The sequence below is a fragment of the Chromobacterium haemolyticum genome (assembly GCF_009936155.1).
Lineage (GTDB): Bacteria > Pseudomonadota > Gammaproteobacteria > Burkholderiales > Chromobacteriaceae > Chromobacterium > Chromobacterium haemolyticum.
On the sequence record NZ_AP019312.1, the window covers coordinates 2,868,293 to 2,891,643 of the forward strand.

General features: G+C 58.5%; 29 protein-coding genes and 1 other RNA gene. 13 read left to right on the forward strand and 17 right to left on the reverse strand.

Annotated features, from left to right (window positions below; all coding sequences use genetic code 11):
• Position 1: 1 nt before the first annotated feature.
• From GYH29_RS12995 to GYH29_RS13010, 4 genes are all read right to left on the reverse strand, one after another.
• A complete protein-coding gene (locus tag GYH29_RS12995) occupies positions 2-316 on the reverse strand; it encodes a DMT family transporter (protein WP_107732473.1) in 315 nt (104 codons plus the stop codon).
• 1 nt (position 317) lies between these two features.
• A complete protein-coding gene (locus GYH29_RS13000) occupies positions 318-629 on the reverse strand; it encodes a DMT family transporter (RefSeq protein ID WP_081575622.1) in 312 nt (103 codons plus the stop codon).
• Between the two features lie 97 nt (positions 630-726).
• Positions 727-1,272, reverse strand: coding sequence for a TetR/AcrR family transcriptional regulator (locus GYH29_RS13005; protein ID WP_019104618.1), 546 nt, complete (start codon positions 1,270-1,272; stop codon positions 727-729).
• A 99-nt stretch (positions 1,273-1,371) separates the two neighbouring features.
• The gene (locus GYH29_RS13010; protein WP_043593031.1) at positions 1,372-2,934 is read right to left on the reverse strand and encodes an alkaline phosphatase D family protein; all 1,563 of its coding nucleotides are present in this window, start codon (positions 2,932-2,934) and stop codon (positions 1,372-1,374) included.
• 196 nt (positions 2,935-3,130) lie between these two features.
• On the opposite strand from GYH29_RS13010, the gene GYH29_RS13015 reads away from it, so the two are divergent.
• The 4 genes from GYH29_RS13015 (at position 3,131) to GYH29_RS13030 (ending at position 9,684) form a co-directional block, all read left to right on the forward strand.
• The gene (locus GYH29_RS13015; RefSeq protein ID WP_161523886.1) at positions 3,131-3,919 is read left to right on the forward strand and encodes a uracil-DNA glycosylase family protein; all 789 of its coding nucleotides are present in this window, start codon (positions 3,131-3,133) and stop codon (positions 3,917-3,919) included.
• Between the two features lie 17 nt (positions 3,920-3,936).
• Positions 3,937-5,250: an amidohydrolase family protein gene (locus tag GYH29_RS13020; protein ID WP_043593029.1), complete on the forward strand. Its 1,314-nt coding sequence runs from the start codon at positions 3,937-3,939 to the stop codon at positions 5,248-5,250.
• 238 nt (positions 5,251-5,488) lie between these two features.
• Complete coding sequence (locus tag GYH29_RS13025; protein ID WP_161523887.1) at positions 5,489-8,587, forward strand: response regulator; 3,099 nt, start codon at positions 5,489-5,491, stop codon at positions 8,585-8,587.
• On the forward strand, positions 8,584-9,684 hold the full coding sequence (locus GYH29_RS13030; protein WP_081575626.1) for a response regulator: 1,101 nt from the start codon (positions 8,584-8,586) through the stop codon (positions 9,682-9,684). The genes GYH29_RS13025 and GYH29_RS13030 overlap by 4 nt, the downstream gene beginning before the upstream one ends.
• A gap of 262 nt (positions 9,685-9,946) precedes the next feature.
• Here GYH29_RS13030 and GYH29_RS13035 read toward each other — a convergent pair whose 3' ends face one another.
• Complete coding sequence (locus GYH29_RS13035; RefSeq protein ID WP_146176120.1) at positions 9,947-10,390, reverse strand: hypothetical protein; 444 nt, start codon at positions 10,388-10,390, stop codon at positions 9,947-9,949.
• Positions 10,391-10,858: 468 nt separating this feature from the next.
• Here GYH29_RS13035 and ssrA point away from each other — a divergent pair.
• The 3 genes from ssrA to GYH29_RS13050 all read left to right on the forward strand — a co-directional run bounded on the left by ssrA (position 10,859) and on the right by GYH29_RS13050 (position 13,211).
• Positions 10,859-11,223: a transfer-messenger RNA gene (ssrA, locus tag GYH29_RS13040) on the forward strand.
• Between the two features lie 345 nt (positions 11,224-11,568).
• Positions 11,569-11,955 (forward strand): LexA family protein, encoded by a 387-nt coding sequence (locus GYH29_RS13045; protein WP_161523888.1) that lies wholly within the window; start codon positions 11,569-11,571, stop codon positions 11,953-11,955.
• Positions 11,955-13,211 (forward strand): Y-family DNA polymerase, encoded by a 1,257-nt coding sequence (locus tag GYH29_RS13050; RefSeq protein ID WP_161523889.1) that lies wholly within the window; start codon positions 11,955-11,957, stop codon positions 13,209-13,211. The genes GYH29_RS13045 and GYH29_RS13050 overlap by 1 nt, the downstream gene beginning before the upstream one ends.
• On the opposite strand, the gene GYH29_RS13055 is transcribed toward GYH29_RS13050, so the two are convergent.
• On the reverse strand, positions 13,208-13,630 hold the full coding sequence (locus GYH29_RS13055) for a hypothetical protein (RefSeq protein ID WP_161523890.1): 423 nt from the start codon (positions 13,628-13,630) through the stop codon (positions 13,208-13,210). The two genes, GYH29_RS13050 and GYH29_RS13055, sit on opposite strands and share 4 nt — an antisense overlap.
• The gene (locus tag GYH29_RS13060; RefSeq protein WP_161523891.1) at positions 13,623-14,273 is read right to left on the reverse strand and encodes an SOS response-associated peptidase; all 651 of its coding nucleotides are present in this window, start codon (positions 14,271-14,273) and stop codon (positions 13,623-13,625) included. The genes GYH29_RS13055 and GYH29_RS13060 overlap by 8 nt, the downstream gene beginning before the upstream one ends.
• Before the next feature lie 47 nt (positions 14,274-14,320).
• Here GYH29_RS13060 and GYH29_RS13065 point away from each other — a divergent pair, with 47 nt between their 5' ends.
• Positions 14,321-15,652, forward strand: a complete 1,332-nt coding sequence (locus GYH29_RS13065; RefSeq protein ID WP_161523892.1) for a KAP family P-loop NTPase fold protein — start codon at positions 14,321-14,323, stop codon at positions 15,650-15,652.
• Positions 15,653-15,722: 70 nt separating this feature from the next.
• Here GYH29_RS13065 and GYH29_RS13070 read toward each other — a convergent pair whose 3' ends face one another.
• The 3 genes from GYH29_RS13070 to GYH29_RS13080 all read right to left on the reverse strand — a co-directional run bounded on the left by GYH29_RS13070 (position 15,723) and on the right by GYH29_RS13080 (position 16,987).
• A complete protein-coding gene (locus GYH29_RS13070) occupies positions 15,723-16,493 on the reverse strand; it encodes a phage antirepressor KilAC domain-containing protein (protein ID WP_161523893.1) in 771 nt (256 codons plus the stop codon).
• On the reverse strand, positions 16,490-16,684 hold the full coding sequence (locus GYH29_RS13075; RefSeq protein WP_161523894.1) for a hypothetical protein: 195 nt from the start codon (positions 16,682-16,684) through the stop codon (positions 16,490-16,492). Before GYH29_RS13075 ends, GYH29_RS13070 begins: the two co-directional genes overlap by 4 nt.
• Before the next feature lie 126 nt (positions 16,685-16,810).
• Complete coding sequence (locus GYH29_RS13080; RefSeq protein ID WP_161523895.1) at positions 16,811-16,987, reverse strand: TraY domain-containing protein; 177 nt, start codon at positions 16,985-16,987, stop codon at positions 16,811-16,813.
• Between the two features lie 88 nt (positions 16,988-17,075).
• On the opposite strand from GYH29_RS13080, the gene GYH29_RS13085 reads away from it, so the two are divergent.
• From GYH29_RS13085 to GYH29_RS13100, 4 genes are all read left to right on the forward strand, one after another.
• Complete coding sequence (locus GYH29_RS13085; RefSeq protein WP_161523896.1) at positions 17,076-17,609, forward strand: helix-turn-helix domain-containing protein; 534 nt, start codon at positions 17,076-17,078, stop codon at positions 17,607-17,609.
• A gap of 202 nt (positions 17,610-17,811) precedes the next feature.
• Positions 17,812-18,279: an AcrIF11 family anti-CRISPR ADP-ribosyltransferase gene (locus GYH29_RS13090; RefSeq protein ID WP_161523897.1), complete on the forward strand. Its 468-nt coding sequence runs from the start codon at positions 17,812-17,814 to the stop codon at positions 18,277-18,279.
• Entirely contained in the window at positions 18,276-18,587 is a 312-nt protein-coding gene (locus tag GYH29_RS13095; RefSeq protein WP_161523898.1) for a hypothetical protein, read from the forward strand. Before GYH29_RS13090 ends, GYH29_RS13095 begins: the two co-directional genes overlap by 4 nt.
• A complete protein-coding gene (locus tag GYH29_RS13100) occupies positions 18,584-19,582 on the forward strand; it encodes a hypothetical protein (RefSeq protein WP_161523899.1) in 999 nt (332 codons plus the stop codon). Before GYH29_RS13095 ends, GYH29_RS13100 begins: the two co-directional genes overlap by 4 nt.
• On the opposite strand, the gene GYH29_RS13105 is transcribed toward GYH29_RS13100, so the two are convergent.
• From GYH29_RS13105 to GYH29_RS13115, 3 genes are read right to left on the reverse strand one after another with little or no spacing between them, the layout of a single operon-like run.
• The gene (locus tag GYH29_RS13105) at positions 19,560-20,066 is read right to left on the reverse strand and encodes a hypothetical protein (protein ID WP_161523900.1); all 507 of its coding nucleotides are present in this window, start codon (positions 20,064-20,066) and stop codon (positions 19,560-19,562) included. The genes GYH29_RS13100 and GYH29_RS13105 overlap by 23 nt on opposite strands.
• The gene (locus GYH29_RS13110; RefSeq protein ID WP_161523901.1) at positions 20,051-20,503 is read right to left on the reverse strand and encodes a lysozyme; all 453 of its coding nucleotides are present in this window, start codon (positions 20,501-20,503) and stop codon (positions 20,051-20,053) included. Before GYH29_RS13110 ends, GYH29_RS13105 begins: the two co-directional genes overlap by 16 nt.
• Positions 20,500-20,724 carry a hypothetical protein gene (locus tag GYH29_RS13115; RefSeq protein WP_157222068.1) on the reverse strand — a complete coding sequence of 75 codons (225 nt, stop codon included), beginning with the start codon at positions 20,722-20,724 and terminating at the stop codon, positions 20,500-20,502. Before GYH29_RS13115 ends, GYH29_RS13110 begins: the two co-directional genes overlap by 4 nt.
• Between GYH29_RS13115 and GYH29_RS13120 the strand changes: the two genes are divergently transcribed.
• Positions 20,714-20,983 (forward strand): hypothetical protein, encoded by a 270-nt coding sequence (locus GYH29_RS13120; RefSeq protein WP_161523902.1) that lies wholly within the window; start codon positions 20,714-20,716, stop codon positions 20,981-20,983. The genes GYH29_RS13115 and GYH29_RS13120 overlap by 11 nt on opposite strands.
• 43 nt (positions 20,984-21,026) lie before the next feature.
• Here GYH29_RS13120 and GYH29_RS13125 read toward each other — a convergent pair whose 3' ends face one another.
• The 4 genes from GYH29_RS13125 to GYH29_RS13140 form a co-directional block, all read right to left on the reverse strand.
• Positions 21,027-21,509, reverse strand: a complete 483-nt coding sequence (locus GYH29_RS13125; RefSeq protein ID WP_161523903.1) for a hypothetical protein — start codon at positions 21,507-21,509, stop codon at positions 21,027-21,029.
• Positions 21,510-21,571: 62 nt separating this feature from the next.
• On the reverse strand, positions 21,572-22,639 hold the full coding sequence (locus GYH29_RS13130; RefSeq protein ID WP_161523904.1) for a hypothetical protein: 1,068 nt from the start codon (positions 22,637-22,639) through the stop codon (positions 21,572-21,574).
• Positions 22,636-22,968, reverse strand: a complete 333-nt coding sequence (locus tag GYH29_RS13135) for a hypothetical protein (RefSeq protein ID WP_161523905.1) — start codon at positions 22,966-22,968, stop codon at positions 22,636-22,638. The genes GYH29_RS13130 and GYH29_RS13135 overlap by 4 nt, the downstream gene beginning before the upstream one ends.
• Positions 22,965-23,351 (reverse strand): hypothetical protein, encoded by a 387-nt coding sequence (locus GYH29_RS13140; RefSeq protein WP_161523906.1) that lies wholly within the window; start codon positions 23,349-23,351, stop codon positions 22,965-22,967. Before GYH29_RS13140 ends, GYH29_RS13135 begins: the two co-directional genes overlap by 4 nt.

The following is a 23,351-nucleotide window of genomic DNA, read 5'->3' on the forward strand; positions in this document are numbered from 1 at the left end:
GCTAGCCGGCGGTCTTGAGCGCGACGATGGATGCAACTAGCAGCGACAAATAGGCAAGCTTCTTGTAGCTCTTTTTATCGCCCCAAAACAAGATGCCGGTCACCACCGTGCCCACCACGCCAATCCCGGTATACGCGGCATAGGCAATCGACATATCTATGGTTTTCATCGCCAGATAGAGAAGGAACAAGGAGCTGATCAGGCCCAGCGCATACAGCGCGCAGCCCCTGGCATAGCGTCTCAAAGCAATGTCCCGGATACCCACCACCACCAGGATTTCAAGCACGCCCGCCGTCAACAGATAAAACCAATCCATATCAATCTTTCACTTGCTTGAGTTGCACCACTGAAAACAAGATCGCCGCGATCGCCAGCATCGCGGCCAGACTAACCGGCTTGCCGAACAGGGCGACATCCAGCAAATAAGTGCCCACGGTGCCAAAGATCACGAAAAACACATAAGCGGTCGACGCGCCCATTCTTTTGGTGGCCAGCACCAGGAGGGCGAAGCTGCCGACGATGCAGACGATGGTCGCCAACCACTCCAATACGCTGTCCGAACGCTTCAAGCCCGCGGCCCACAACACCTCAAGCCCGCTGGCGAGCAACAACAACACCCAACTAAGCATCTTTAATCGCCCTTCTCCATTTCAACCGTGAAACTCCGCAAGCCGTCTCGGCGCTTGTCTAAAGTCTCGCAAACAGGGCGAGACTGCGAGCAAGCGCTCAGCTCCCCGCCCATTGCTCAATGTCATGGAACGCGTCTTGCCACTCCTGCTCGCTCATATCCGCCAGGCCGAAATAACGCAGCATGAAAGCCCCTTCCACAGCCAGGTAGGCCATACGCGCGCGACGGCCCTCCTCGGTGGACGCGTCCAGCTTGCCCAGGCGCTCGGCATGCCAGGCCCGCACCCACTCCTTCTGGTCCTTGGACTCAAGCATGGCGCTGAGATGGCAGGCGGCTCGGGCGATCAAGGCCTCTTCCCTTGCGGTGATGCGGACATGGACTTTGACTTGCTCAATACTGGACAACTGATCCGCGCCTACGCCCGCCGTTTTCTCGAAACACGCGTCATAGTGCTTGCCCCAGCGCTCCAGCATGGCGTTGACCAGGTTGTGCTTTGCACCAAAACAGGATTGGACGCCGCCCTTGCTAATCCCCACTGCTTTGGCCACGGCATCGATGGTGAGGGCGGCCGCCCCGCTGCGTTCGATGATGTCTTCCGCGGCGTCCAACACTTGATTGCGATCGATCGATCTGGGTTTGCCCACTCGTTCTCTCCTCAAATGAATACATACGTATGTATTTTATTAATTCGAACAAACGGCGTCAATCGCGCGGCGGGCAAGGCCGCGCGTTCACGCGGGCGCTCAAGCCGGCGCCAGCTCTTGGGTGAACAGCGTTTGGCCGGCCGCGTCCTTCAGCCTCACCATCATCGCGCGGCTGCGGGCGTCTATGTCCACCTGCCCAAAAAACTGCATGCCTGCCAAGGGTGACAAGTTCTGCGTCTCCGGCGCTTTCTGATACACCACCTTGGGGCCGAACGTCATGTCCAGCGGATTGGGACCGAAGGTGCCGGCGTTCAGCGGGCCGGAAACAAACTCCCAGAACGGATCGAAATCCTGGAAAGCCGCACGCTCAGGGTGGTAGTGATGGGCGGCGGTGTAATGCACGTCGGCCGTGAACCACACAACATTGCGGATATCGCGGCGTTTGATTTCGCGAAGCAGCCAGGCCAGCTCCAGTTCGCGCCCCAAGGGTTGGCCGTGGTCGCCGTTGGCCATCGCCTCCCAGCGCGCGCTGCCGTCCGCGTTTTTGCCGTCGGCCACCTGCAGGCCCAGCGGCATGTCCGCCATGATAGCCTTCCAGGTTCCCTTGGCTGTCTGCAGCCCGTCCAGCAGCCATCGCAGTTGCTCCCGCCCCATGAAATCCGCACCCGGCTCGCCATCCTTTTGAAGATTGGCGCCGTTGGCGCCGCGATAGCTGCGCATGTCCACTACAAACACATCCAGCAGCGGCCCCTGCGGCAGATGGCGATACACCCGTTCATCCTCTCGATTGCCGTGAAGCCGCAACGGCGCGTACTCCAGAAAGGCGCGAGTGGCGCGCGCCTGCAGCACGCCGATATTCTTCTCGCGGTAGCGCGGATCGGCGGACAAGTCCTTGCCGTCGGACCAGTTGTTGACCACTTCGTGATCGTCCCATTGCCAGATTTGCGGCACCTCGGCGGCAAAACGCCGCACATTGGCGTCCATCAGGTTGTAACGATAGCGCCCGCGGTATTCGTCCAGCGTCTCCGCCACCTTGCTCACCTCCGGCGTCAACAGATTGCGCCAGATTTTGCCCCCCTCCACCACGGTTTCCGCCGCCATCGGGCCGTCGGCATAGATAGTGTCGCCGCAATGCACAAAGAAATCCGGCCGCTGCCTGCGCATGGTTTCATAGATGCGCATGCCGCCCCAGTCCGGATTGATACCGTAACCCTGGCCGGCGGTGTCGCCGGACCAGACAAAGCGCAGATCGCGCGCGGTTTCCGCCACGGTGCGGAATCGGCCCGTCGCCGGCTCGGACCAGGCCCGTGGATGGGCCGCGTCTTCAAAGCGCGCCCTCACATACAACTGCTCCCCGGCCGGCAAACCTCTCAAATCCACCCGCGCGGTGAAATCGCCGGCCTCGGTCGCCCATGGACCGCGCACCTCGCGCGGGCTGGCGAAGCGCTCGCTGCGGTCCCATTCCACCACCAGCCGCGCGGTCCGGTCCGAACGCGCCCAGACGATGGCGCGGTCCGCGCCCGCGTCGCCGATCTGGATGCCGGAGCTCATCAGCGGGCGCAGCCGGTCCGAAGTGACGACGGCCGGCGCGGCCAGCACCGGCCCGGCCAACAACAGGCCTCCGCCGGCAAGCGAGGTTTTTAAAAAACGGCGGCGATCCATAAGCGTTCTCCGGCTTTATCAATAACGATCGAAAGACTGATTTTGCCGCGACAAGATGACGAAAGAATGTCCCGCTAACGGATATTACGTATTTCATTCAATAGCTTGATCGCATATACCTCAAACACCCCGCCCCGAGGCCCTCCCAGCCGGCCTGCAGTCAACGGGCTCCGCCAACTGGTTCAAAGGAAAACACATGCTCTGGGACCCCGGGCCGCCCCCGTCTTTCTCCTCCTTGTTCGAGCGCGCTCCACTGGCCAGCTATCAGGCTCTCCCAGCCAAATTCCGCTTGGAATGGGGGCCCATCTACTACAGAGGCCGCCTGGACGGCAGCGCCAAAGTGCTGATCGTGGGACAGGACCCGTCCGCCGATGAAAACCTGGTGCGCCGCGCCATGGTCGGCACCGCCGGTCAACGGGTACAGGGGTTTCTACGCAAGCTGGGCCTGGATCGCTCCTACGTCATCGTCAACGCCAGCCTGTACAGCATCTACGGCCAGTTCGACGGCGAGATGGCCGGCTTCATGGACCAGGCCGCGGTGCGGGCCTGGCGCAATCAGCTGCTGGACCAACTCAAACACCCCGGCCTGCAGGCGGTGATCGGCTTTGGCAAGGCGGCGGCCAAGGTGCTGGACGATTGGCCCGGCGCAGCCTCCTTCAAAGCCGTGCAGCGGCTGTTTCAGCCGCAGCACCCCACTGCGCGCGCGCCAAACGCGTTGCTCAAATCCTGGAACCAAACACTGGCCGCGCTGGCCCCGCTGCTGAACCCGGACCCCGGCGTCGCGCCGGACCCCTCGCCCTACGAGCTTACGGGCTTTCGCGATCAGGATCTGGCGCGGATTCCGGCCTTGGACCTGCCCTTCGGCATGCCGGCCTGGCTGGGCCGGGGCGACATGGCCACGCGGGTGATCAAAGGTCAGGCCAAATTGAAGGCCCCGGCCGCCAACGCCTCCATCCTGTGGACGGCACAGGCGGACCAGGGCTGAAGCGGAGGAAGAACAGAATGAAAAGCTTGGGATGGCTGCTGTGCGCCGCGCTGTTTCCGGCCTATGCCGGGGTGACGGTGACGCCGGGCGACGGCGAGCATCTGGTCATCCGCGGTCGCCTGGTGCTGGCGGAACAAGAGAGCGACGGCCGGCTGGTGCTGGCCGGCGATCGCATCGTCTGCGCCGGCGCGGACTGCGTCGAACCCGCCGGAGCCACGGTGCTGGAAGTGAGCGAGGGCTACGTCTTTCCCGGTTTCATCGACGCCCACAATCACGTGGCCTACAACGCCCTGCCCAAATGGACACCGCCCAAGCTCTACCAAAACCGCGGGCAATGGCAGCGCTCCGCCTCTTACAAAGCGTTCAAACGGCCCTACGATCAATTGAAGAAACGCGGCCTGATCTGCGAAATGGTGAAATATGGCGAGGCCAAGGCCCTGATCAGCGGCGTAACCACCATCCAGGGATCGCCCGCCAGCCGCTGCCTGCAAGGGCTGGTTCGCAACGCGGAGAACCCTCAATCCGGCCTGCTCGTCTCCTCCGCGCACGTCCGCACCTTCATCCTGGACGTCGGCGGCGCGCCCAAGATCGACTGGAACGAAACCAGCGCCTTCCTGATCCACGTCGCCGAAGGCGTGGACGCCGACGCGCTGGCGGAATTCGCCACACTCAAGGCCAAGGGCCTGCTCTCCCCCGGCACCGCCGTCATCCATGGCACCGCCTTCGGCGACGAGGAGTTCCGTCAGATGGGCGCGGCAGGCAGTAAGCTGATCTGGTCCCCGCAAAGCAATCTGGCCTTGTACGGCCGCACCACCCGCGTCGACCTCGCCCTGCGCCACGGCGTGCCGGTTTCGCTGGGCCTGGACTGGAACCCCACCGGCAGCGACAATCTGTTCGACGAACTGCGCGTGGCGGAACGCGTCAATCAGCAGCAGTTTCAGGGCGCGATACTGGATCGGGACTGGGTGGCCATGATCACCAGTCACCCGGCGCAGGCCTTGGCCTTGGACGACTACATCGGCGAGCTGCGCGCCGGCCTGAAGGCCGACGTCGTCATCCTGTCCAGCCGCGCCGCCACCTCCGGCCAGTCCCTACTGGACGCCAGGCTGCGCGACGTGGCCGCGGTGCTGGTGGGCGGCCAATTGCTGTATGGCGACAACGACGCGATGGCTGCGGCCGGCCGCGCCGATTGCGATGCTCTGACCGTGGACGGCGCGCCCAAGCGGCTCTGCGCGCAAACTCCAAAGACGCCCAAGGGCGAGCAAAGGCTGGACGACATTCGCGCCGCGCTGCTCAAGGTATACGCCGGCGTGGCGCCGCTAGCACCTTGAGCATCTCCCCATCGCCCCCTTCCTCACACGCTGTTCAAGCCCTCCGCGCTTCGCGGCAACATCGGTGCGGTGACGCGCTCACATCCCCTCCGCAGCCAACTTGAATCTATCCGCCACTTGGACACCCGAGGCTGGGCAATGGACATTCCATCCCTTCCTGCGAGTCCTTATGCTATAAAACAGCAAAATATGATTGCTTCATAAACACGGAATCCGCGGATGGATGGAGCTTCGACATATGCAGCAAACGCCCGCCTCCGGCAACGACGCATTCGAATTTCTATCCACGCTGCCGCCCAGCCCGGCGCAGCGCCGGATGGCGCTGGCCGCCATCCTGGTGTCCATGCTGGTGTTCATCTGCGCCCTGCCTTTCGCCAAAGTGCCCCTGCCCAAAGTGCCCGCCTTCATTCCCGCGTATCAGGCGGCGATGGCGGTGTGCGATCTGGTCACCGCGGCGCTATTGTTCGGCCAATACGCGATCTTGCGCGCCCGCGCATTGTTGGCCCTGGCCACGGCCTATTTATTCACCGCGCTGATGGCAATGGCTCACGCGCTCACCTTTCCCGGCGTGTTCGCACCGGGCGGCCTATTGGGGGCTGGGCCGCAAACCACGGCCTGGATGTATATGTTCTGGCACGGCGGCTTTCCGCTGATGGTGCTGGCTTACGCGCTGCTGGCTCAACGCAACGACGGCCCAAAACGCTTTACCAGCGCGCTGCCCGCGGTGCTGGGCTGCATCGCCGGCTCGCTGGCGCTGATGGTAGCGTTGACGGCCTTGGCCACGCTGGGCCACCCCTGGTTCCCCCCTATCATGCAGGGCAGCCGCTACACGCCCATCATGTTCGGCGTGGTGTCCGCCGTTTGGGGCTTCAGCGCGCTGGCCTTGCTGCTGCTGTTGCGGCGCTGGAAGCGCACCTTGCTGGACGTCTGGCTGGCGGTCGTGATGACGGCCTGGCTGTGCGACATCGCCTTGTCCGCCATGCTCAACGCCAGCCGCTTCGACCTGGGCTTTTACGCCGGCCGCGGCTATGGCCTGCTGTCCGCCAGCTTTGTGCTGATCATCCTTCTGCTGGAAAACGGCCTACTCTACGCGCGCCTGGCGGACAGCGCCGGGCAATTGCGCGTGGCCAAGCAACAGGCTGAGGACGCCACCCAGGCCAAGTCGATGTTCTTGGCCAATATGAGCCATGAAATCCGCACGCCGATGAACGCCATCATAGGCATGTCCTATCTGGCGCTGAAAACCAAGCTGACCGGGCAGCAACGCGACTACGTCAGCAAAATCCACAACGCAGGCACCTCTCTGCTGGGCATCATCAACGACATTCTGGATTTTTCCAAAGTGGAAGCCGGCAAGCTGGAAATGGAAGCAGAACCGTTCTGGCTAGACGATGTGTTGGAGGCGGTGTCCTCGCTGGTGGCGCAAAAAGCAACCGACAAATCTCTGGAATTGCTGTTCGAAGTGAGCTCGGATGTACCCAAAGGCCTTGTGGGCGACGCCTTGCGGCTCAGCCAAGTGCTGATCAATTTGAGCAACAACGCGATCAAGTTCACGGAAAAGGGCCAAGTGGCCATCATCATCAGCCGGCTGGAACAAGTGGGCGACAAGGTCCATCTGCGTTTTTGCGTGCACGACACCGGCATCGGCATGAGCGAGGAACAAGCTGCGCGGCTATTCCAGCCGTTCAGCCAGGCGGACGGCTCCACCACACGCCGCTTTGGCGGCACCGGCCTGGGCCTGACCATCGCCAAGCGGCTGGTGGAACTGATGGGAGGCTCGATCCGAGTGGAGTCCGCCCCCGGATGGGGCAGCCTGTTCATGTTCAACGCCTGGCTGGGCGTGTCCTCCGTCGTGGACACCCGCCGCCAGAGCTTGCCCGGAGAGATCAAGGGCTTGCGCGTGCTAGTGGTGGACGACAACGCGTCGGCGCGAGACATCCTGTCCGACCAACTGCGCTCGCTGGGCTTTTTCGCTCACGCCTGCGCCTCCGGGCCGGAGGCCGTGGCCGCGATCGCTCAGGCCAATCTGGACCGGCCGTTCGACGCGGTTTTCGTAGACTGGATGATGCCGGGCATGAACGGGGTGGAAACCATCTCACAGATTCGCAGCATCAGCCACAGCATCAAGGTTGTCCTGGCCACCGCCTTTGGCCGCGACGACGTTCGCGCCCAAGGCGAGCTAAGCGGCTGCGACGCGGTTCTGATCAAACCCGTCAGCCTGTCTTCGCTCTACGACGTGGTGCTGGCGATGTTCGGACCTCAGCGTGATCACGGCATAGTGGCGCTCACAGAAGAATTGCCGCGCTTGGACGGCGTGCGCCTGCTGCTGGTGGAAGACAACCTGGTGAATCAGCAAATCGCCGTAGAACTGCTGGGCGACGCCGGCGCGCTGGTAACCTTGGCCAATCACGGCGGCGAAGCGCTGGCCCGCCTGGCCGCGATGGGGCCGCAGGGCTTCGACGCGGTGCTGATGGACGTTCAAATGCCGGTGCTGGACGGCATATCCGCCACCCGGCAAATCAAGGCCGATCCGCGGTTTTCCTCCTTGCCGGTGCTGGCGATGACGGCAGACGCGCTGTCGGAAGAGCGGGAAGACTGCATGAACGCCGGCATGGACGACTACATCGCCAAGCCGATTGACCCGCATGCGATGTTCCAGACCCTGCTGCGTTGGGTCAAACCGATACCGCCGGGTGCGGAGCTCCGGCACGCCGCCTCGTCCGCGCTCGCGCTGCCGGACATCCCCGGCCTGGATCAACAAGCCGGCTTGAAACGCGTGGCCGGAAAACGCGAGTTATACTTGCATCTGCTGCGCCAATTCGTCACAGAAGAGGCAGACGCCGCCGCGCGCCTGTCGGCTGCACTGGAAATAGGCGACTTTGTCCAGGCCGAGCGCACCGTGCATACGCTAAAAGGCGTCAGCGGCAATGTGGGTTGCGTACAACTTCAGGATGCCGCCGCAGCGCTAGAGCGGGATTTGCGCTCGCGCGGCGCCGTCCGTCTGGCCCCGCTGGAACAAGCGCTGGAACAGGTGATGACGGCGCTGCGCGCCGGCCTGGAAGCGGAAGACCGTTTATCCGGCGTCGGCGCGCCAAATGCGGACGCTCAGGCCGATCCTGCGCTGCTGCTGCGGCTGGCGGCGCTACTGGCAGCCAGCGACGGCGACGCGCTGGAGCTCTTCCTGCAACAAGCGTCGTCCCTGCGCGCCTTGCTCGCCCCAAATGAATTCGCCGATTTCGAAAAAGCGCTGAACCAGTTCGACTTCGTCAGCGCTCTGACCTTGCTGCGCCACGCCGCGGCTGCCCAGCGCATCCCTTTGCCGGAGAATACAAGATGACGGACTCCGCCCCGGCCGCGCCGCGCCAGACCGTTCTAATCGTGGACGATACGCCGGAAAACCTCACTTTGCTTTACGGTTTGCTCAAAGACCACTACCGAACCCAAATCGCCAACAGCGGCGAACGCGCCCTGGAGCTTTTGGAGGGAGAAACACTCCCGGACCTGCTATTGCTGGATGTCATGATGCCCGGCATCGGCGGCTTTGAGACCTGCCGCCAGGTCAAAGCCAATCCGCGCACCGCGCGGATCCCGGTGATCTTTCTCACCTCGATGGGCGAAAACGAAAATGAACAGGCCGGCTTCGACGCCGGCGCGGTGGATTACATCATCAAACCTATCTCGCCCCCCATCGTGCTGGCCCGGGTCAAAACCCATTTGCGGCTCAAAGCCGCCGCAGACTTTCTGGAAGACAAGGCCGCTTTCCTGCAAAGCGAAGTGGAACGCCGCACCCACGAAGTGCAAGTCGTCCAGGACGTCACCATTCTCGCGCTGGCTTCTCTGGCGGAAACCCGCGACCATGAAACGGGCAACCATCTGCGCCGGACGCAACACTACGTTCTCGCCTTGTGTACTCAATTGCGCAGCCACCCGCGCTTTCAAGCCGCGCTGGAAGAGGAGACCATTCAAGAGCTGTTCAAATCCGCGCCCTTGCACGATATCGGCAAGGTGGGCATTCCGGACCATATCCTGCTCAAACCGGGCAAGTTGACGCCGGAAGAGTTCGAAATCATGAAAACCCACACCACGCTGGGGCGCGATACCATCGCCTCGGCGGAGAAGCTACTGAACTCTCCCAGCAGTTTTTTGCGTCATGCCAAGGAGATCGCGTACAGCCATCAGGAGAAATGGGACGGCAGCGGCTACCCTCAGGGTCTTGCCGGCGACGACATCCCCATCTCCGCCCGGCTCATGGCGGTGGCGGACGTATACGACGCCTTGATATCCCGCCGCGTCTACAAGCCTCCCTTCCCCCATGAACAGGCCGTCTCCATCATCCGCGAAGGCTGCGGCAATCATTTCGACCCGGACATCGTCGCCGCCTTCCTGACCATCACGGAGACCTTCCGCGCCATTGCCGAGCGCTATACCGACTAAGACCCGCTAACAAAACCCCTGATCCTGTGTTGCGCCTCCTTATCGTACTACGGGTACTGCCTGCGTCGGCGCCCCTTGGCTCAGGTTCTCTGCGAGGTTTTGTTAGCGGTTCTAAGAACGCCTAGCGAGCTAGCAAAAACTCGCCACCATTCACCCGACAATAAGAAAACAGTCCGCATCGAATAAACGACAAGGACTGTTATACATTCAAACCAAAGCGCCATGGCCGCCATCAGCGCTTTTTCATTTACGGAAACGCCGCTTAGGAAAGCAGGGATTTAACGGTGCTGCTGGTTTTATGCTCAACCAGCAAGGGCTCCATGCTGTCTCTTTTAGTCACGTCCAGATCATGCTTGGAAATGATTTCCTTCAATTGACAAGCCAATTCCGACATGCTGTACGAACCTGCCTCAATATCGATCAACAGACCATCCACCCGGCTGCGGCTCAAGCGGTTGCTTTTCCACTTGCGCTCAAAGCCCCCGGCGGCGGCCAAGCTGGACAAGGCCGCAGCGATTGAAGTCAGCACTGTGGAATAACCCTTGAGATCATGCCCTTGCACCTGCAGCAAGCCCCCCACCACCACGCTGCAAAGAATCGATCCGAAAATGGCCGTATGATGGGCGAAGCTCCAAAGCCGCTGACCTTTGCTAAACCAGTTTCGCCATCTCATGGCTTCCTGCCTGAGCGCCTCTTTATCCATCATATTTCCTCCTCGCTGAGAAGTACGCATTTGCGGCCAGTCATGAAGTCAACATAGTCAATCCAACTGAAGTTGCAAATGTTCACGCGTAAAAAGCCCATTAATTTGAAATTGGCCCATCCGCACTCAGCGCCTGATGGAAAAAAACTTAAACACTAAAATTTTCGGAAAGCTCACTTCGCCCATGAAAATAGGATAATCGAAACCCGGAGCGTCACACTCCATTGCGCATCAATAAAACTACTACTCTAGACCACGGTCTTCATTTCCGACAGCCTGACTTCGTCCTCTCCTTAAGACCGCGGCTTGCACAAGAGAAGCACTCAATCTGTTTCAAACAGAGCCATATGACAAGCATCATCCCTAGCCGATCCCGCCCTCCAGCCCTCCCGACAACGGTTGAATTCGTACAAAAAAGGCCGCGGAACTAGCCTTGGGCTCGCATTGTCTATATAATCTGGATTCTTATCTGGGGGCGACCTGGTTTCGACGAGGGTTGCGAAGCAGATGAGGGCATACCGGGATTTCAGTCACCCCGTAAAACACTGAGTTTATTTAGTCGCAAACGACGAAACTTACGCTCTGGCAGCCTAAGGGCTAGCTAGACACTACAACGGTTCGCAGATGGGCCGGGGGCGTCAAAACCCTGTAGTGTCACTTTACATCTGCTAGTGCTATGTCGGGTTACTTGGCATAGTGCGAAACAATAGGTAGCTCGCCAAAGTCCAGCCTGTCCGTCGGCGTGGCAGCGGTTAAATTCAAATGACACGACTAAGTATGTAGAACTCACTGTAGAGGACTTTCGGACGCGGGTTCGATTCCCGCCGCCTCCACCACCAATTCCTAGCAAAATCAATTGCTTACGAAACAAAGCCCCGTTCACACGGGGCTTTTTTTTGGGCTATTTGGGGTGGGTTGGTCAGCCTTTTGGTCAGCTTTCTTAGAGCCCTTTTCTCCCTAGCTTTCCACCGTCCCCAGATGCATATCAATGGGCGGCGCACAGCCGCTATCAGCATCGCATGCCATTCCATCCGGGACAAGTGCCTCCATCGACCAGCCCCGCCGGGTAAACCTTCAGTACTCGGTTGACATCCAACATCCATCGTGTAATTTGAATTTGTACGCATTCAAATTTCACGACCATGATTTCACATCCACCCAGCCGTCCATCTGCCGGCGGCATGCTGCTGCCCGTCGCCGCCGCCCCGGTGCGCGCCGGCTTCCCCTCCCCGGCTGATGACTACCTCGACGACGCCATCAGCCTAGACGGCTATCTGATCAGCGACCCTGCCGCGACGTTCCTCGTCCGCGTCCGCGGCGACTCCATGCGCGGCGCCGGCATCGATGAAGGGGATCTGCTGGTAGTGGACAAAGGGCTGACGGCAAATCACGGTGACATCGTGATCGCCGTGCTCGACGGCGAGTTCACCGTCAAGCGCCTGCACCGCGTGCGCGGCCGCTGCGCGCTGATCGCCGAGAACCCGGCCTACCCTCCGATCCGACTGGCCGATGGCCAGGAACTTGAGGTCTGGGGTGTGGTGCGCGGCTGCGTGAAGAGGTTCCGCTGATGTTCGCCCTGGTGGATGGCAATTCCTTCTATGCCTCATGCGAGCGGGTGTTTCGCCCCGACCTTGCCGGCCGGCCCATCGTCGTGCTGAGCAACAACGACGGCTGCGTCGTCGCCGCCAGCGCGGAGGCCAAGGCGCTGGGCCTGAAAATGTTCGGACCCTTCTTCGAGGTCGCCGGGCTCTGCCGGCGGCACAAGGTGGCGGTGTTCAGTTCGAACTACGCGCTCTACGGCGACATGAGCCACCGCATGATGCGCGTGCTGTCCGAGTTCGCCGCGGATCAAGAGGTCTATTCAATCGACGAGTGCTTCCTGGGCATGGACGGCATGCCGGACCTAGACAGCCATGGGCACCGCATCCGGCAAGCCGTGCTGCAACGAGTCGGCATCCCGACATGCGTCGGGTTCGGCACGTCCAAGACGATGGCGAAGCTGGCAAACCGCGTGGCGAAGAAGCGCGCCGAATGGGGCGGCGTGTTCGCTTGGGACTGGCTGAGTCCGGTCGAGGCCGATGCGCTGATGGGGCAGATCCCTGTCGGAGACGTTTGGGGCATCGGCGGCCGGCTGACTGAAAAGCTCGGCGCGATGGGCATCACCACCGCGCTGCAGCTCAAGCGCGCCGACCCGCGCCGGATCAAGCGGCAGTTCAGCGTCGTGGTTGAGCGGACAGTGCAGGAACTGAACGGCGTCAGCTGCCTGGCGCTGGAGGACGTGGCGCCGGCCAAACAGCAGATCATCGCCTCGCGCTCCTTCAGCGAGAAAGTCACCGACCTGCCCACCCTCGCCGCCTCCGTCGCTCACCACGCCGCGCGCGGCGCCGAGAAGCTGCGCCAGCAGCACAGCGTGGCCAAACTCGTGGCGGTGCAGATCATGACCAGCCCGTTTTCGGATGAGCCGCAATACCGGCCCTATATCGTCGTGCCGCTTGTCCAGCCCAGCAACGACACGCTGCTGATCACGCGCGCGGCACTGGCCGGCCTGCGCCACGTCTACCGCCCAGGCTTCCGCTATCACAAAGCGGGGGTAATGCTGCTGGAGATCGGCGACCAGGCCGTTCAGCAATCGGATCTGTTCGCCGCGCCGCCGGACCCTCGCCGCGCGCGGTTGATGGCGGCCATGGACAAGATCAATCGGGACTGGGGGCGCGGCACGCTGCGCACCGCCGCGGAGCAGCTGACGGCGGACTGGCACATGCGCCAGGATTTGAGGTCCAACAGATATACAACCAGTTGGAAGGAGCTATTGACAGTTTCTTAATGGCATTTGTAATGCCCCCCTATTAAAACTGTTGCCACCAAAGCGATGATCCAAAAACACAATGTGACAAACGTTCTAAGCTTATTCCTTGTCTCAGCACTATGAAAGTGTTCCCAACCCGTCGCGTACTGATTTTGAGAGGCCATCTCAGCCTCAATTTTTTTTATGTAAGTACTCAAACGGCGTAAATGCTGCCCTATGGTGTAACACCTGAGCCCGCTGAAAAAAATAATTATCGTAGGCACAAACCACGCCAACGATATGACTGGGGAGCTAAGTTTGGTAGTCGATAACCAAGAGTAAATTATGGCGGAGGCAAACAAAGCCTGTCGCTCTACGTTTGACAGTTCGGCAACAGCGGTTTCAACTTCCTTGCGAAGGGTTAGATACTCCTCTTTCATGAAGTCTAATTTATCCATTGCCTCTCTCCTCTCCATTTGCTCCGGTCATCCGTTGCGCCGGCTCTGCGCACATTAATTCAGCGGGAAACGGCGCCAGCATCGCCCGAGCCAGTTCCGGCTCGCGGCACGCCAGCCAATCTCCGTACAGCTCGCGCGGCAGGATCACCAGTGAGCGTTTCTCGTCTCCTGGCTTGTGCATGCGCTTCATCAGCGGATGCTCGTCTGCGTTGATCGTGATCTGCGTGAACGCATGAGAGACGCCGCCATCCGGCGCCTGCCACTCGCGCCACATGCCGGCCACCGCGAAGGGCTCTCCGTCGGCCCGGCCAATGCGGGTGCGCACAGCTTTGCCAGACTCATAGCACGGTTCGAAAAACGCCTGCATCGGCACGAGGCAAAGCTGGCACCGGCGCCACGCGCCTTTGTAAGTCGGCTTCTCCCCAATCGTCTCGGCGCGAGCGTTCATGGTTGTGAAGCGAACGCCAGGCGGCAGATGGCGCTTAGGCACGAAGCCATAGGATGCCAGCAACAAGCCGCCGGCGGTGATGACGGGCGCGGTGTAGTCCTGCCAGGTTTCGGCGCGCCACTCCAGGCCGGTGGTGTCCAGGCCGAAGCCTTCCAGCAATTGGCGGTGGGTGGGTGGGGTGAAGTTGACGCACATGACATTAGGCTAGATCATTGTTCAATTTCCGCAAATTAGAGAATGATATGAGTCATTGGGACAGCGACCTACTCAACAGAAAAGAAGATGCCCAGCACATCTACGATGTCGCGCTGAAAATACATGATGATGGTGTGGTGACAGGTCGAACGGGGGTAGTGATGGCAATTGATGCCCCGTGGGGCGAGGGTAAGAGCTACCTAATTGAAGGGCTGTGCAAAGACATAAAAGAAAAAGGCCACCCTGTTATTCATTTTAACTCATGGGAAAATGACTTTTCTAACGACCCGATCGTTTCTTTTTTGAGCGAAATGTCCGAGGGGTTGCGAAATGAATTCCCCTGCCACAAAGCCATTATAGACAAGGTAACAGATGCCTCCTTAAAAGTAGCGAAAAAGGTTGGCGTCACTATTATGGCCGGCCTAGTAAAAAAAACTGTCGGCTTAAGCGTTGACGAACTTACAAGCGCATGGACCGACAATCCGCCCAAAGGAGGTGATTCATTTTCAGTAGACATCAATAAGGACATATTTAATTCACATATTGAAAAAAAGGATGCTCTTGAAAAATTCAAGGCCCGTATGTCTGAATTGGTTCAGGCCATTCAAAAGCAAGAACATCAAAAAAGACTTCCAATATTTGTTGTCATTGATGAGCTAGATCGATGTCGGCCAGATTTTTCCATAGCGCTTCTGGAAGGGGTTAAGCACCTATTTTCACTAGATGGCGTGATATTCCTTATTGCTGCAAACAAAGCGGAGCTAAGCAACTCGATTAAAGTGCTATACGGCGCCAACTTTGACTCCACAATGTATTTGAAGCGTTTCTTTGATATTGACTATCAATTAATAACCCCCTCCATGTCGGCCATATGGCGATCTGAGCTAAATCGATACAAAATAAATGAGTCAACTTTGTTTATCCCCTTTAGAGGCAGCATGGACCAATTGATAGATGGCATGTCTGTATATCTCAAATTATCAATAAGGGACATCAAGCAACTTGCATTCAAGCTGTATTTGATTTATGACGCAGTAAAGGAAAATAACGGGAATATACACATCCTGTACTTGTTAATATTGCTAATAATTGATTTTAAGGACAATCGCATCGATCACGACAAATCAATAGAAGACCAACTCGGCCGCATAGAGGTTCGTTGTGAAGAGGTATATATTGACAATGTCAATTTTAAAAACTATTCAGTTCATACGGCATATGCTGCATACAAAACAACAGAAAACCATCACTACCCAAGGAATCGTAAAATACACTCACAAGAAGATGCAATAAAGATGGAAATATACGAAAACACAAAGAACGATGTGCTTGCAAAATACATTACGGCCCTATATGGGTTAGGAAAAATTACTTCCTAAAGGTCAAGGTCAAATAGGCAGAAAACTGGCCGATAGGTATTCGGCCAGTTTGCTAAAGGAAATGAGATCGCTAGGCAGAAGCCACAGCATCATTATCATTGGCAGGAAGATCAACAGGTAGGTTATTGATCAGTTTATGGAAGTAAGTTAAACCCTTCCCTGTGATAAGAGTTTTTTTATCTGCATGCAACTCTCCATGCCGATCTTTCCAGCTTCGAGGAATGACCTTAAAATACCCTTGATCAACAAAGCGCTGGTATGGCTCATTGTTGGCCATCAAGAAGCCGCGTTCACGAAGCCAACGGAAAAGCCTGTTTTGGCCTGTACCAAGCTCCTTTGCCACTTCACCTACAGTTTGGCAGTTGATTGCTGCCGCCACATCATCGTGAAACTGCACCTTCGGCGCCTGCTCAGCGACCTTGTGCTCCAACAATACCTTCTGCTCCTCAACCAACTGCCGTTGTTCGAATTGCTCGGCCCAGGCGCGTGCTGCGGCAGCAGGGTTGGAGAAGTCAGGCAAGGCTGGGGCTGCTGCTTTCTGCGCCAACTCCCAGAACGCTTTGACCAACGCTTTCTTGAACTGCCGCACGATGTCGCTGTTGCGCATGTAGGTCAGCAGCAGCGTGGATTGCTGTTCGTTGAGGATGGCAATCTCTCGTTTCTGAACTCCGCCTGGGGTTTCAAAGGGTCGCATTTCAAATGCGACCCCTCCAAACTCCTCAAGATCGCCCAGGTAGGTACGAGCAAGTTGGAGGACTGCACGGTGTTCATTCTGAGTGCCTTCAGCAATAGCCAGGGAGGTGGTGACGGCGGCGCCGTTGATTGTAGTAACCAAGTTCATGCCGCCCCCCTCTCTTGCTCGCGGCGGTCCATTTCGTCAAGCGAGGCCTTGAGCCAGACCAGCATTTTTTTGGTGTCCCCCGTGTACTCAAGACGGCAGGACTCGTCCTCATACATCTCCAGCGAGATGCCCGCAACACGCACCTTGGCCGGTGCGGCTTGACGCTCGTGGGGTTGATCGCTATATTTCATATAGGAATTCCTTTGACTTCGAATGCATTGGATTTCACCTGATGCCTCAGAAGTTGCCGCTTCTGGGGCATCGCTCTTTCTACTGCTTCATTTTGCCAAAGTGGCATACCCGCCACCAAGTGACCGTCACGCGGCTTTTTCAAGTTCCTCCTCCCTCTTCCTGCTATCTTCCAAACGAGCTTGGACCTCCTTGCTAAAGCTGCGGAAATTCAATCGAGCTTTCTCCTTCAAGTAGTGCTTTAACTCAATAGACATCGATACACTAGTGGGCTCTGCCCCTCCTTGAGCGATGCATTCTTTCATCGACCATGCTCCTTTTCGTGGCGAAAATTTTTGATACGATTTATGATCCTCATCATAGTTAGTCATATTTCACAGGTCAATACATTTTATGCGTTTTGATGAGAAATTTGCGTTTAGGTTGCAGTCAGCACGCGCGACCCGCGGACTGTCACAGCAAGATCTTTCTAAGCTCTCTGGCATTGCGCAGGCTCAACTTTCACGCTACGAAGCCGGAACCAACAAGCCTCGACCACAAGTCCTCAACAAGCTTGCAGAGGCATTAGAGGTAAGCCCAGGGTGGCTTTGCACTGGTATTGATACAACTGAGCATGACATAGATGTATATACAGTCTCTTTAAACATCCCATCTTCCCTGTATAGAGAGCTCCGCTCCAGCGCCACGACAAACCAAAGATCACTCAACGATGAAATCCTGCGGCGGCTTGACGATACCTTTCATCCAGATCACTCAGCTCCTGGCACGTCATACAAGTTTCAAGAGGCTGTCGAGGCGATGATGGAGCAAATGACTATTGAATTCAGTCAAAACCTACATCGTGCAATGAAAGATTTGGGGTACTCGGTTACAAGTAACCACCCAGAAGTTCCTGGCGAAGCCCCCCATCCTCCAAAGAAAACCTAGTCTAGCGCCCTGCTGACGCGACTTCCCTTCGGGAATGGGCCCTTTTTTGGGCTATATCCCAAAATTTTCGTTAAATCTGGGCGGCATCGAAGACGCGTGCAGGCAATCGTCAATACAAAATAGGTGTGATGTGGTATCGGCCTTGCTATCTTGATTTGCGTAATACATAATTCAAGTAACAAGCCGCCACATGGAGCAGGACATGGAACTGTTTCACACCTCGCAGGAAGCCATCAGCCAGATCAATGCCCACGGTCGCTATGGCTCGTTCCTGTTCTTCTCCAGCCATGTTTATGCAATGACCGCCGGCAGCTTCAAGGCTTACTCCATCGAACTGGACGAATCGGAATGCATCGGCGCCGGCGAACTGTTCTATCACGACGACGCCGCCAAGCTGGAAGGCCTGGTAGCAGAGCTGGCCACCCGCTACGGGATTGACGAAGACACCGCCGGGGCGCTGATCGATGAATCGAAATCCATCTACGACATCGAATCCAACGTAGAACCGGAAGACCTGGGCGACGCCTCTTGGGACATCCAGCACGCCACCGCCCGCGCCGCCGCTCTGCTGGGCTTCCGCGCGGTGCGCGTGTCCGACGAACAAGGCGCCAGTTATATGGTGGAGATGCTGGGTCGTGAGCAGGAGCTGAAAGAGATAGACGTCGAATGAAATCCAGCAAATCCCAAGCGGCCAAACGCGCTGCCGATCAGGCCTTCGACGTCGATCTAGAGCGCGAGGCCGCCAGACGTTTGCAAAACGCGGACCCTGCAACCCTCATCTCTCATGAAGCAATGCTGGAGCGTGTCCTCCATGGCGGCGCACGGCCAGGGGCTGGTCGCAAGACGTCGAAGAATCCGGCTCGGTCCGGCAGCATCCGTCTGACCCCGGAGCGCTGGGATAAGCTGCGGACGCTGGGCATGGAATGGCTCAGCGACCAGATCGACGCGGCCACATTGCCGGAAAGCGGACGAAAATGAAGGCTACATGGACGCCGGATGAAATAGCACTCCTCCGCAAGCACTACCGACGTATGCCGGCCGAAAAGCTACAAGCGCTCTTGCAGCGCTCGGCGCCGGCCATCCGGGCGAAGGCGAATAGCCTTGGCCTGTCTGGGGACCGACACCGTCCAGTCAGTCAGATCGAGTGGTCCGATGATGAACTGGCATTGCTGGGGAAGGTGTCCGATGCTGAGCTTGGCAAATTGAAGGGGGTAAGCCTGGACGTGGTGAGGCGAAAGCGAGTTAGCCTCAACATCCCGGCTACAGTGCCTGTGGTGTGGCATCAGTGGACTGACGAGGAAGCCGCGCAGTTGGGGACCATGCCCGATGCGAGTCTGGGCAAGAAACTAGGCCGATCTTTGGGGGCGGTTAGAGCCCAGCGTCTGCGGCTTGGCATCCCTGCGTTTGCTCCGCACACAAAGTGGACGCCAGAAATGGATGCCTTGCTCGGCAAAAGCAGCGACAAAACCGTGGCGCAGAAGTTGAGCGTGAGTCTTGACCTCGTCAGACAGCGGCGATCCCGTCTCGGGATTCCCGCACACCCCGAATCGCAGACAGCCATCCACTGGCCTGCATCCATTTTGGAGAGGCTCGGGGCTGTCAAAGATAGTGTGCTGGCAAGAGAGGCAGGCATTCCCGCTCGCACCATCACCCGCAAGCGAAAACAGTTGGGCATTCCGCGCTACCGCACATCGAAGAAACCTCGGCTAGCCCCGGCAAGCGCCAGACCAGAATGGCGCACCGTCATGGATTTGAGCCAGCCGGATTTCTATCGTGCCATATCCGCCCACCACCTGGCCGCCACCGGTCAGCCGCTAACATACGCGGCACTGTCCGAACTTTGCCTGTGGCCTGCCAGCCGCCTGCAAGAATGGCTTACTTCTGGCAGCAATCAACAGCCCATGGCACTGCCGGTCAGGCATCACATTTGGCTAGCGGTTTGCCACGGCCTTACCGCGCGCGATCCGAGTTGAGGATCACCTGGCAGGCACCGAGCCCCTTGGCTGCTTTGTCGGAGTCACTGGCGATTGAGTACTGCTCAACCCCAAATCGCTCAAGAGCCTCTGCAAGTTTTGCTCGCTGCGCTCCAGAAAATTCGGCGCTTGCTTCTCCATCACGCTGGCCGGCGCCGGCGGAAGCTTCGGGCAGACTTCCGGCACCGGCGGCGCGCTGGTCGCGCAGCCGGAGAGCAGCGCGCAGACGAGCAACAGCCCCCTGCTGTTCAATTTTCCCATTCTCCAGTTCCTTCTGGTATGCGGCTGCTGCCGCGTTGTCACTGCGAGCGGTTGCCTGTTCCTGTGCCCTGGCCGCCTTCTCGCCGGCCGCAACCCGCTCCGCCGCTACGGCGCGCTGGCCCGCGGCGTCACGCTCGGCCAGCACCTGGCGGTAGTGCCAGCCGGCAGCGGCCACGGCCGCCACCAGCCCCCCCCCAGCCAGCAGTTTCAATTGCGCAAACATAGATCCCTTTCCGCGGCACGCCGCTTGACCAGGCCCGGCAGTTGCACGCCCTTCGCGTAGCTCCAGCGGGGCAGCTCATTGCACGCGCCGCGCCAGTCGCCGGCGTTCAGCTTGCGCAACATGCTGGAGCGCGCGAACGCCGTTTCGCCGACGTTGTAGACGAACGAGCCCAGCGCCGCCTTGCGCGTGTCCGGCAGCGGCACCTTGACCAGGCGATCTACCGCGGCCATCGACTTACCCAGCTCCCCCGCCAGCAACTCCTTGCACTCCTCCACCGTCCGCGTCTGCCCCATCTTCACCCCGGCCGTGCTGCCGTAGCAGATCGTCGGGATACCCACCGGGTCGAGGTACGCCTTGGTCCTCAGCCCCTCGAATTGCGATACGATGGCCAGACCCAGCGCCAGAGCACCGGTCACGATGATTTTCGCCTTGCTCATTTCCCCGTCCTCCATTCCTTGATCACCGCCACGTAGCGCCGCGCCGCCGCGACGACCTTCGGTCCCGATGTAAAGAACAGCATCAGCAGGTAGGCGATGGTCAGGATACTGACCCAGTCCGCTACGCTGATGCCGTACAAGCTGACCGCGCTAATCGTCACCGGCGGCGCAGCCTTGACCGCTTCCGATGCGAACTCCCCCGCTTTGCCCATGTCCCGCATTTCCCCTCCCAGAAATAAAAAATGGGCCGGAGGCCCAGGTGGTGAATCTATTCGTTTGCGTGCATCTATTTCTCAAAAAGCCAAACAATCATATGTTGACAAAATAGAATCAATGAACATGTCTGCGTACTGTCTGACCAGAGACATTAAAGACGGGAAAGCTGCAGGAACCATTCAAGGAATAATTTATGCTGTTGAAAAAGAGACAGAACTTGAATCATTAAATGAAAGACGTAAATTATTCAAGAAGTATTTGTAAGCAAAAAACCCCGCTGAAACGGGGTTTCGGATGACAAGCCAAACTAGTTGGCAATGTTCCTGCAGGGGTGAGCAACTAGTTCATCCCACTTTTTTTGTACGAGAAAATCTTCAATCTTTCCTATTTTTTTAAATGCCAATCTATCACTAGGGTAGTAGCACACCGCATACAAATTACCCGCAGAGACATCTATATTCAGTTTGAATTTTTTAGTGTGAAGCCAGCCTGGGCCAGTAACTCCACCTGTAGTCCAAACCAAATCCACACCTAAAACATGCCTCCCAGGTAAAACTGTAGTTTGTATAGTGGATTGCATTCCGGTTGGAGCGACTTTGTTATTATCAACCGTGTCCATCATCATGTTGACAGAGCCTTCTTTTAGAGAAGTTATCCAGTCAAGTTGAATTAATGCAATCTCGCCATATGGTTTTTTCGCTCCGGGGTACATTTGAACAGGGTTTGGCCCGGTTGCACAGCCAGTAATCGCCAAGGGGAGGAGTAAGCCAAGCAATCTAAGGTTCATCATGGATCAAGTAGTTATTTTGAAGTGGTATTCTCGGTGTAAACCTCACAATTCGCAATAGAGGGTCAGGCAAAGCAGATTGGCGCATCGTCAAAAACAAGTTGCCTAGTCACCGGGTGGACCGCGACGTGCGTTGCTCCCGCAGGCCACAAAGTTCCGGTACCGGCGACAAGATCGACAACGCCGTATGTCACAAGCTCAAGCCCGATGCTGGTCGCAGCAGTTACTAATCCATCGCCAACTATCGTGAACTGAATGTCTCGGCTCCAAATAAAATTTGGGGCCTGGAGAACACCGGATTGAATCTGTCGCACCAAGGTAGTGATCATCCCCATCGGCGACGTTTCTTGTTCTGCCCAATATTGGCCCAGCTTAACCGAGCCGATCCTCCACTCGAACAATGCCTTGTAGCGCGTTTTAGCACCTGATACGCCTGGCACCTCGGGGATTTCCTCTACTGATGAGGATAGGATCACGGATTCACATATCGCGGGCACAACACCCTCCTCGTACACGAATCCAGCAACACCCAGCCTCCGCTCATACATGTGCCCGGACTGAGCGCCCCAGCCGCTGTGTTCTGCGATAGTGATACTTGCGCCATTTTGTGTAAGCTGCAGAGTTACCGCATAGATATTCAGTTTCCCGATGAACGAAAGCACCGCGGCATTGCCGCTGGGCGACACCGCGGCGAGGCCCCATTTCCAGCCGGTGTTCGGCTTGAATGCATCCGCCACCGCGCCCCAGTTCAAGGGAAACGACTTGGTGCCCGGCCGGTTCAGGCATTTAAGCGTAAGCCCGCTGGCGGTGATGCCAACCGCCCACACGTCGTTCACGCCGAACGCAACAAACCAGTCGCAGTTGTTGATCAAGCGGCCGTACAGATAGCAGCCGTCAAAGTTTTTGTAGCGCTGGTAAATCGCATACGGCAGCCAGCGATAGCCGGTGACCGGGTCGTATTGCTCCTGCCCCTCCCAGCCCGGCACCTGCAGCTTTGTCGAAATCCCCAGCACGCTGTACGGCACAACGCGGCCATTCGGCAGCGTCAGTCCCTGCTTAACAAGGCCATGGAATGGATGGCCGGCCGCGGTCGGCCGCGCCACCGGCAACGGCGAACGGGTGTCCAGCTTCATGGCGCGGCGTACTCCATCACCACCGTTTTACCGTTGGCGTCGGTCAGCGTGACTTGTTTGATGGGCTGGACTTTGATCACGAACAGCCCGTCGCTCGTCGTCATGTTCGTCTCAGCGTGGTACTGCCGCAGGCTCACGTCCTTCTCTACCAGCGGGCCGGCAATGGCGCCGGTAGACGCCGTCGGCGCGCTTACCGTACCGTGGCCGGCTCCGGTCTTAGCCGGCAGCGCTCCTGGGGCGGGCAGCTTCGGCAAAGCGGCCTTGGCCTGGCCCGCGCGCCGCGTCTGCTCCAGCGTCTGCGCCAGCATCTTAGCGTCGGACTGCTTCATGTCTGGATCACCTCCCCGAGCGTCAAAGTCACATTCGACCACGCGCCGTTGCTGCCGGCGTGGTCCCAGCACACCCAGATTTCGAGCGCGTTCTCCGCACCGCCCTGGAGCGGTGCCGGCAACTCCAGCGCGCCGCCGGGCGGCGCCGTTTCCAGCGCCGCTTCGGTCCTGGCCAACCGGATCGACTCAATCGGCTCCCCGCTGCCGGCGCTGAGAGGTGCCAGCTGCAGCGGCGGCGAGCCCGGGTTGAACGTGCCGGGGTCGGGCGAGCCCAGCCAGAACCGCGCGGCCAGGCGCTGGCCATCCGCCGCCATTCTCAGCGGCAGGCCGGCCAGCTTCACGGTCAGCGCCGCGTCGCTGTAAAACCCCAAAGTCACCGCCAT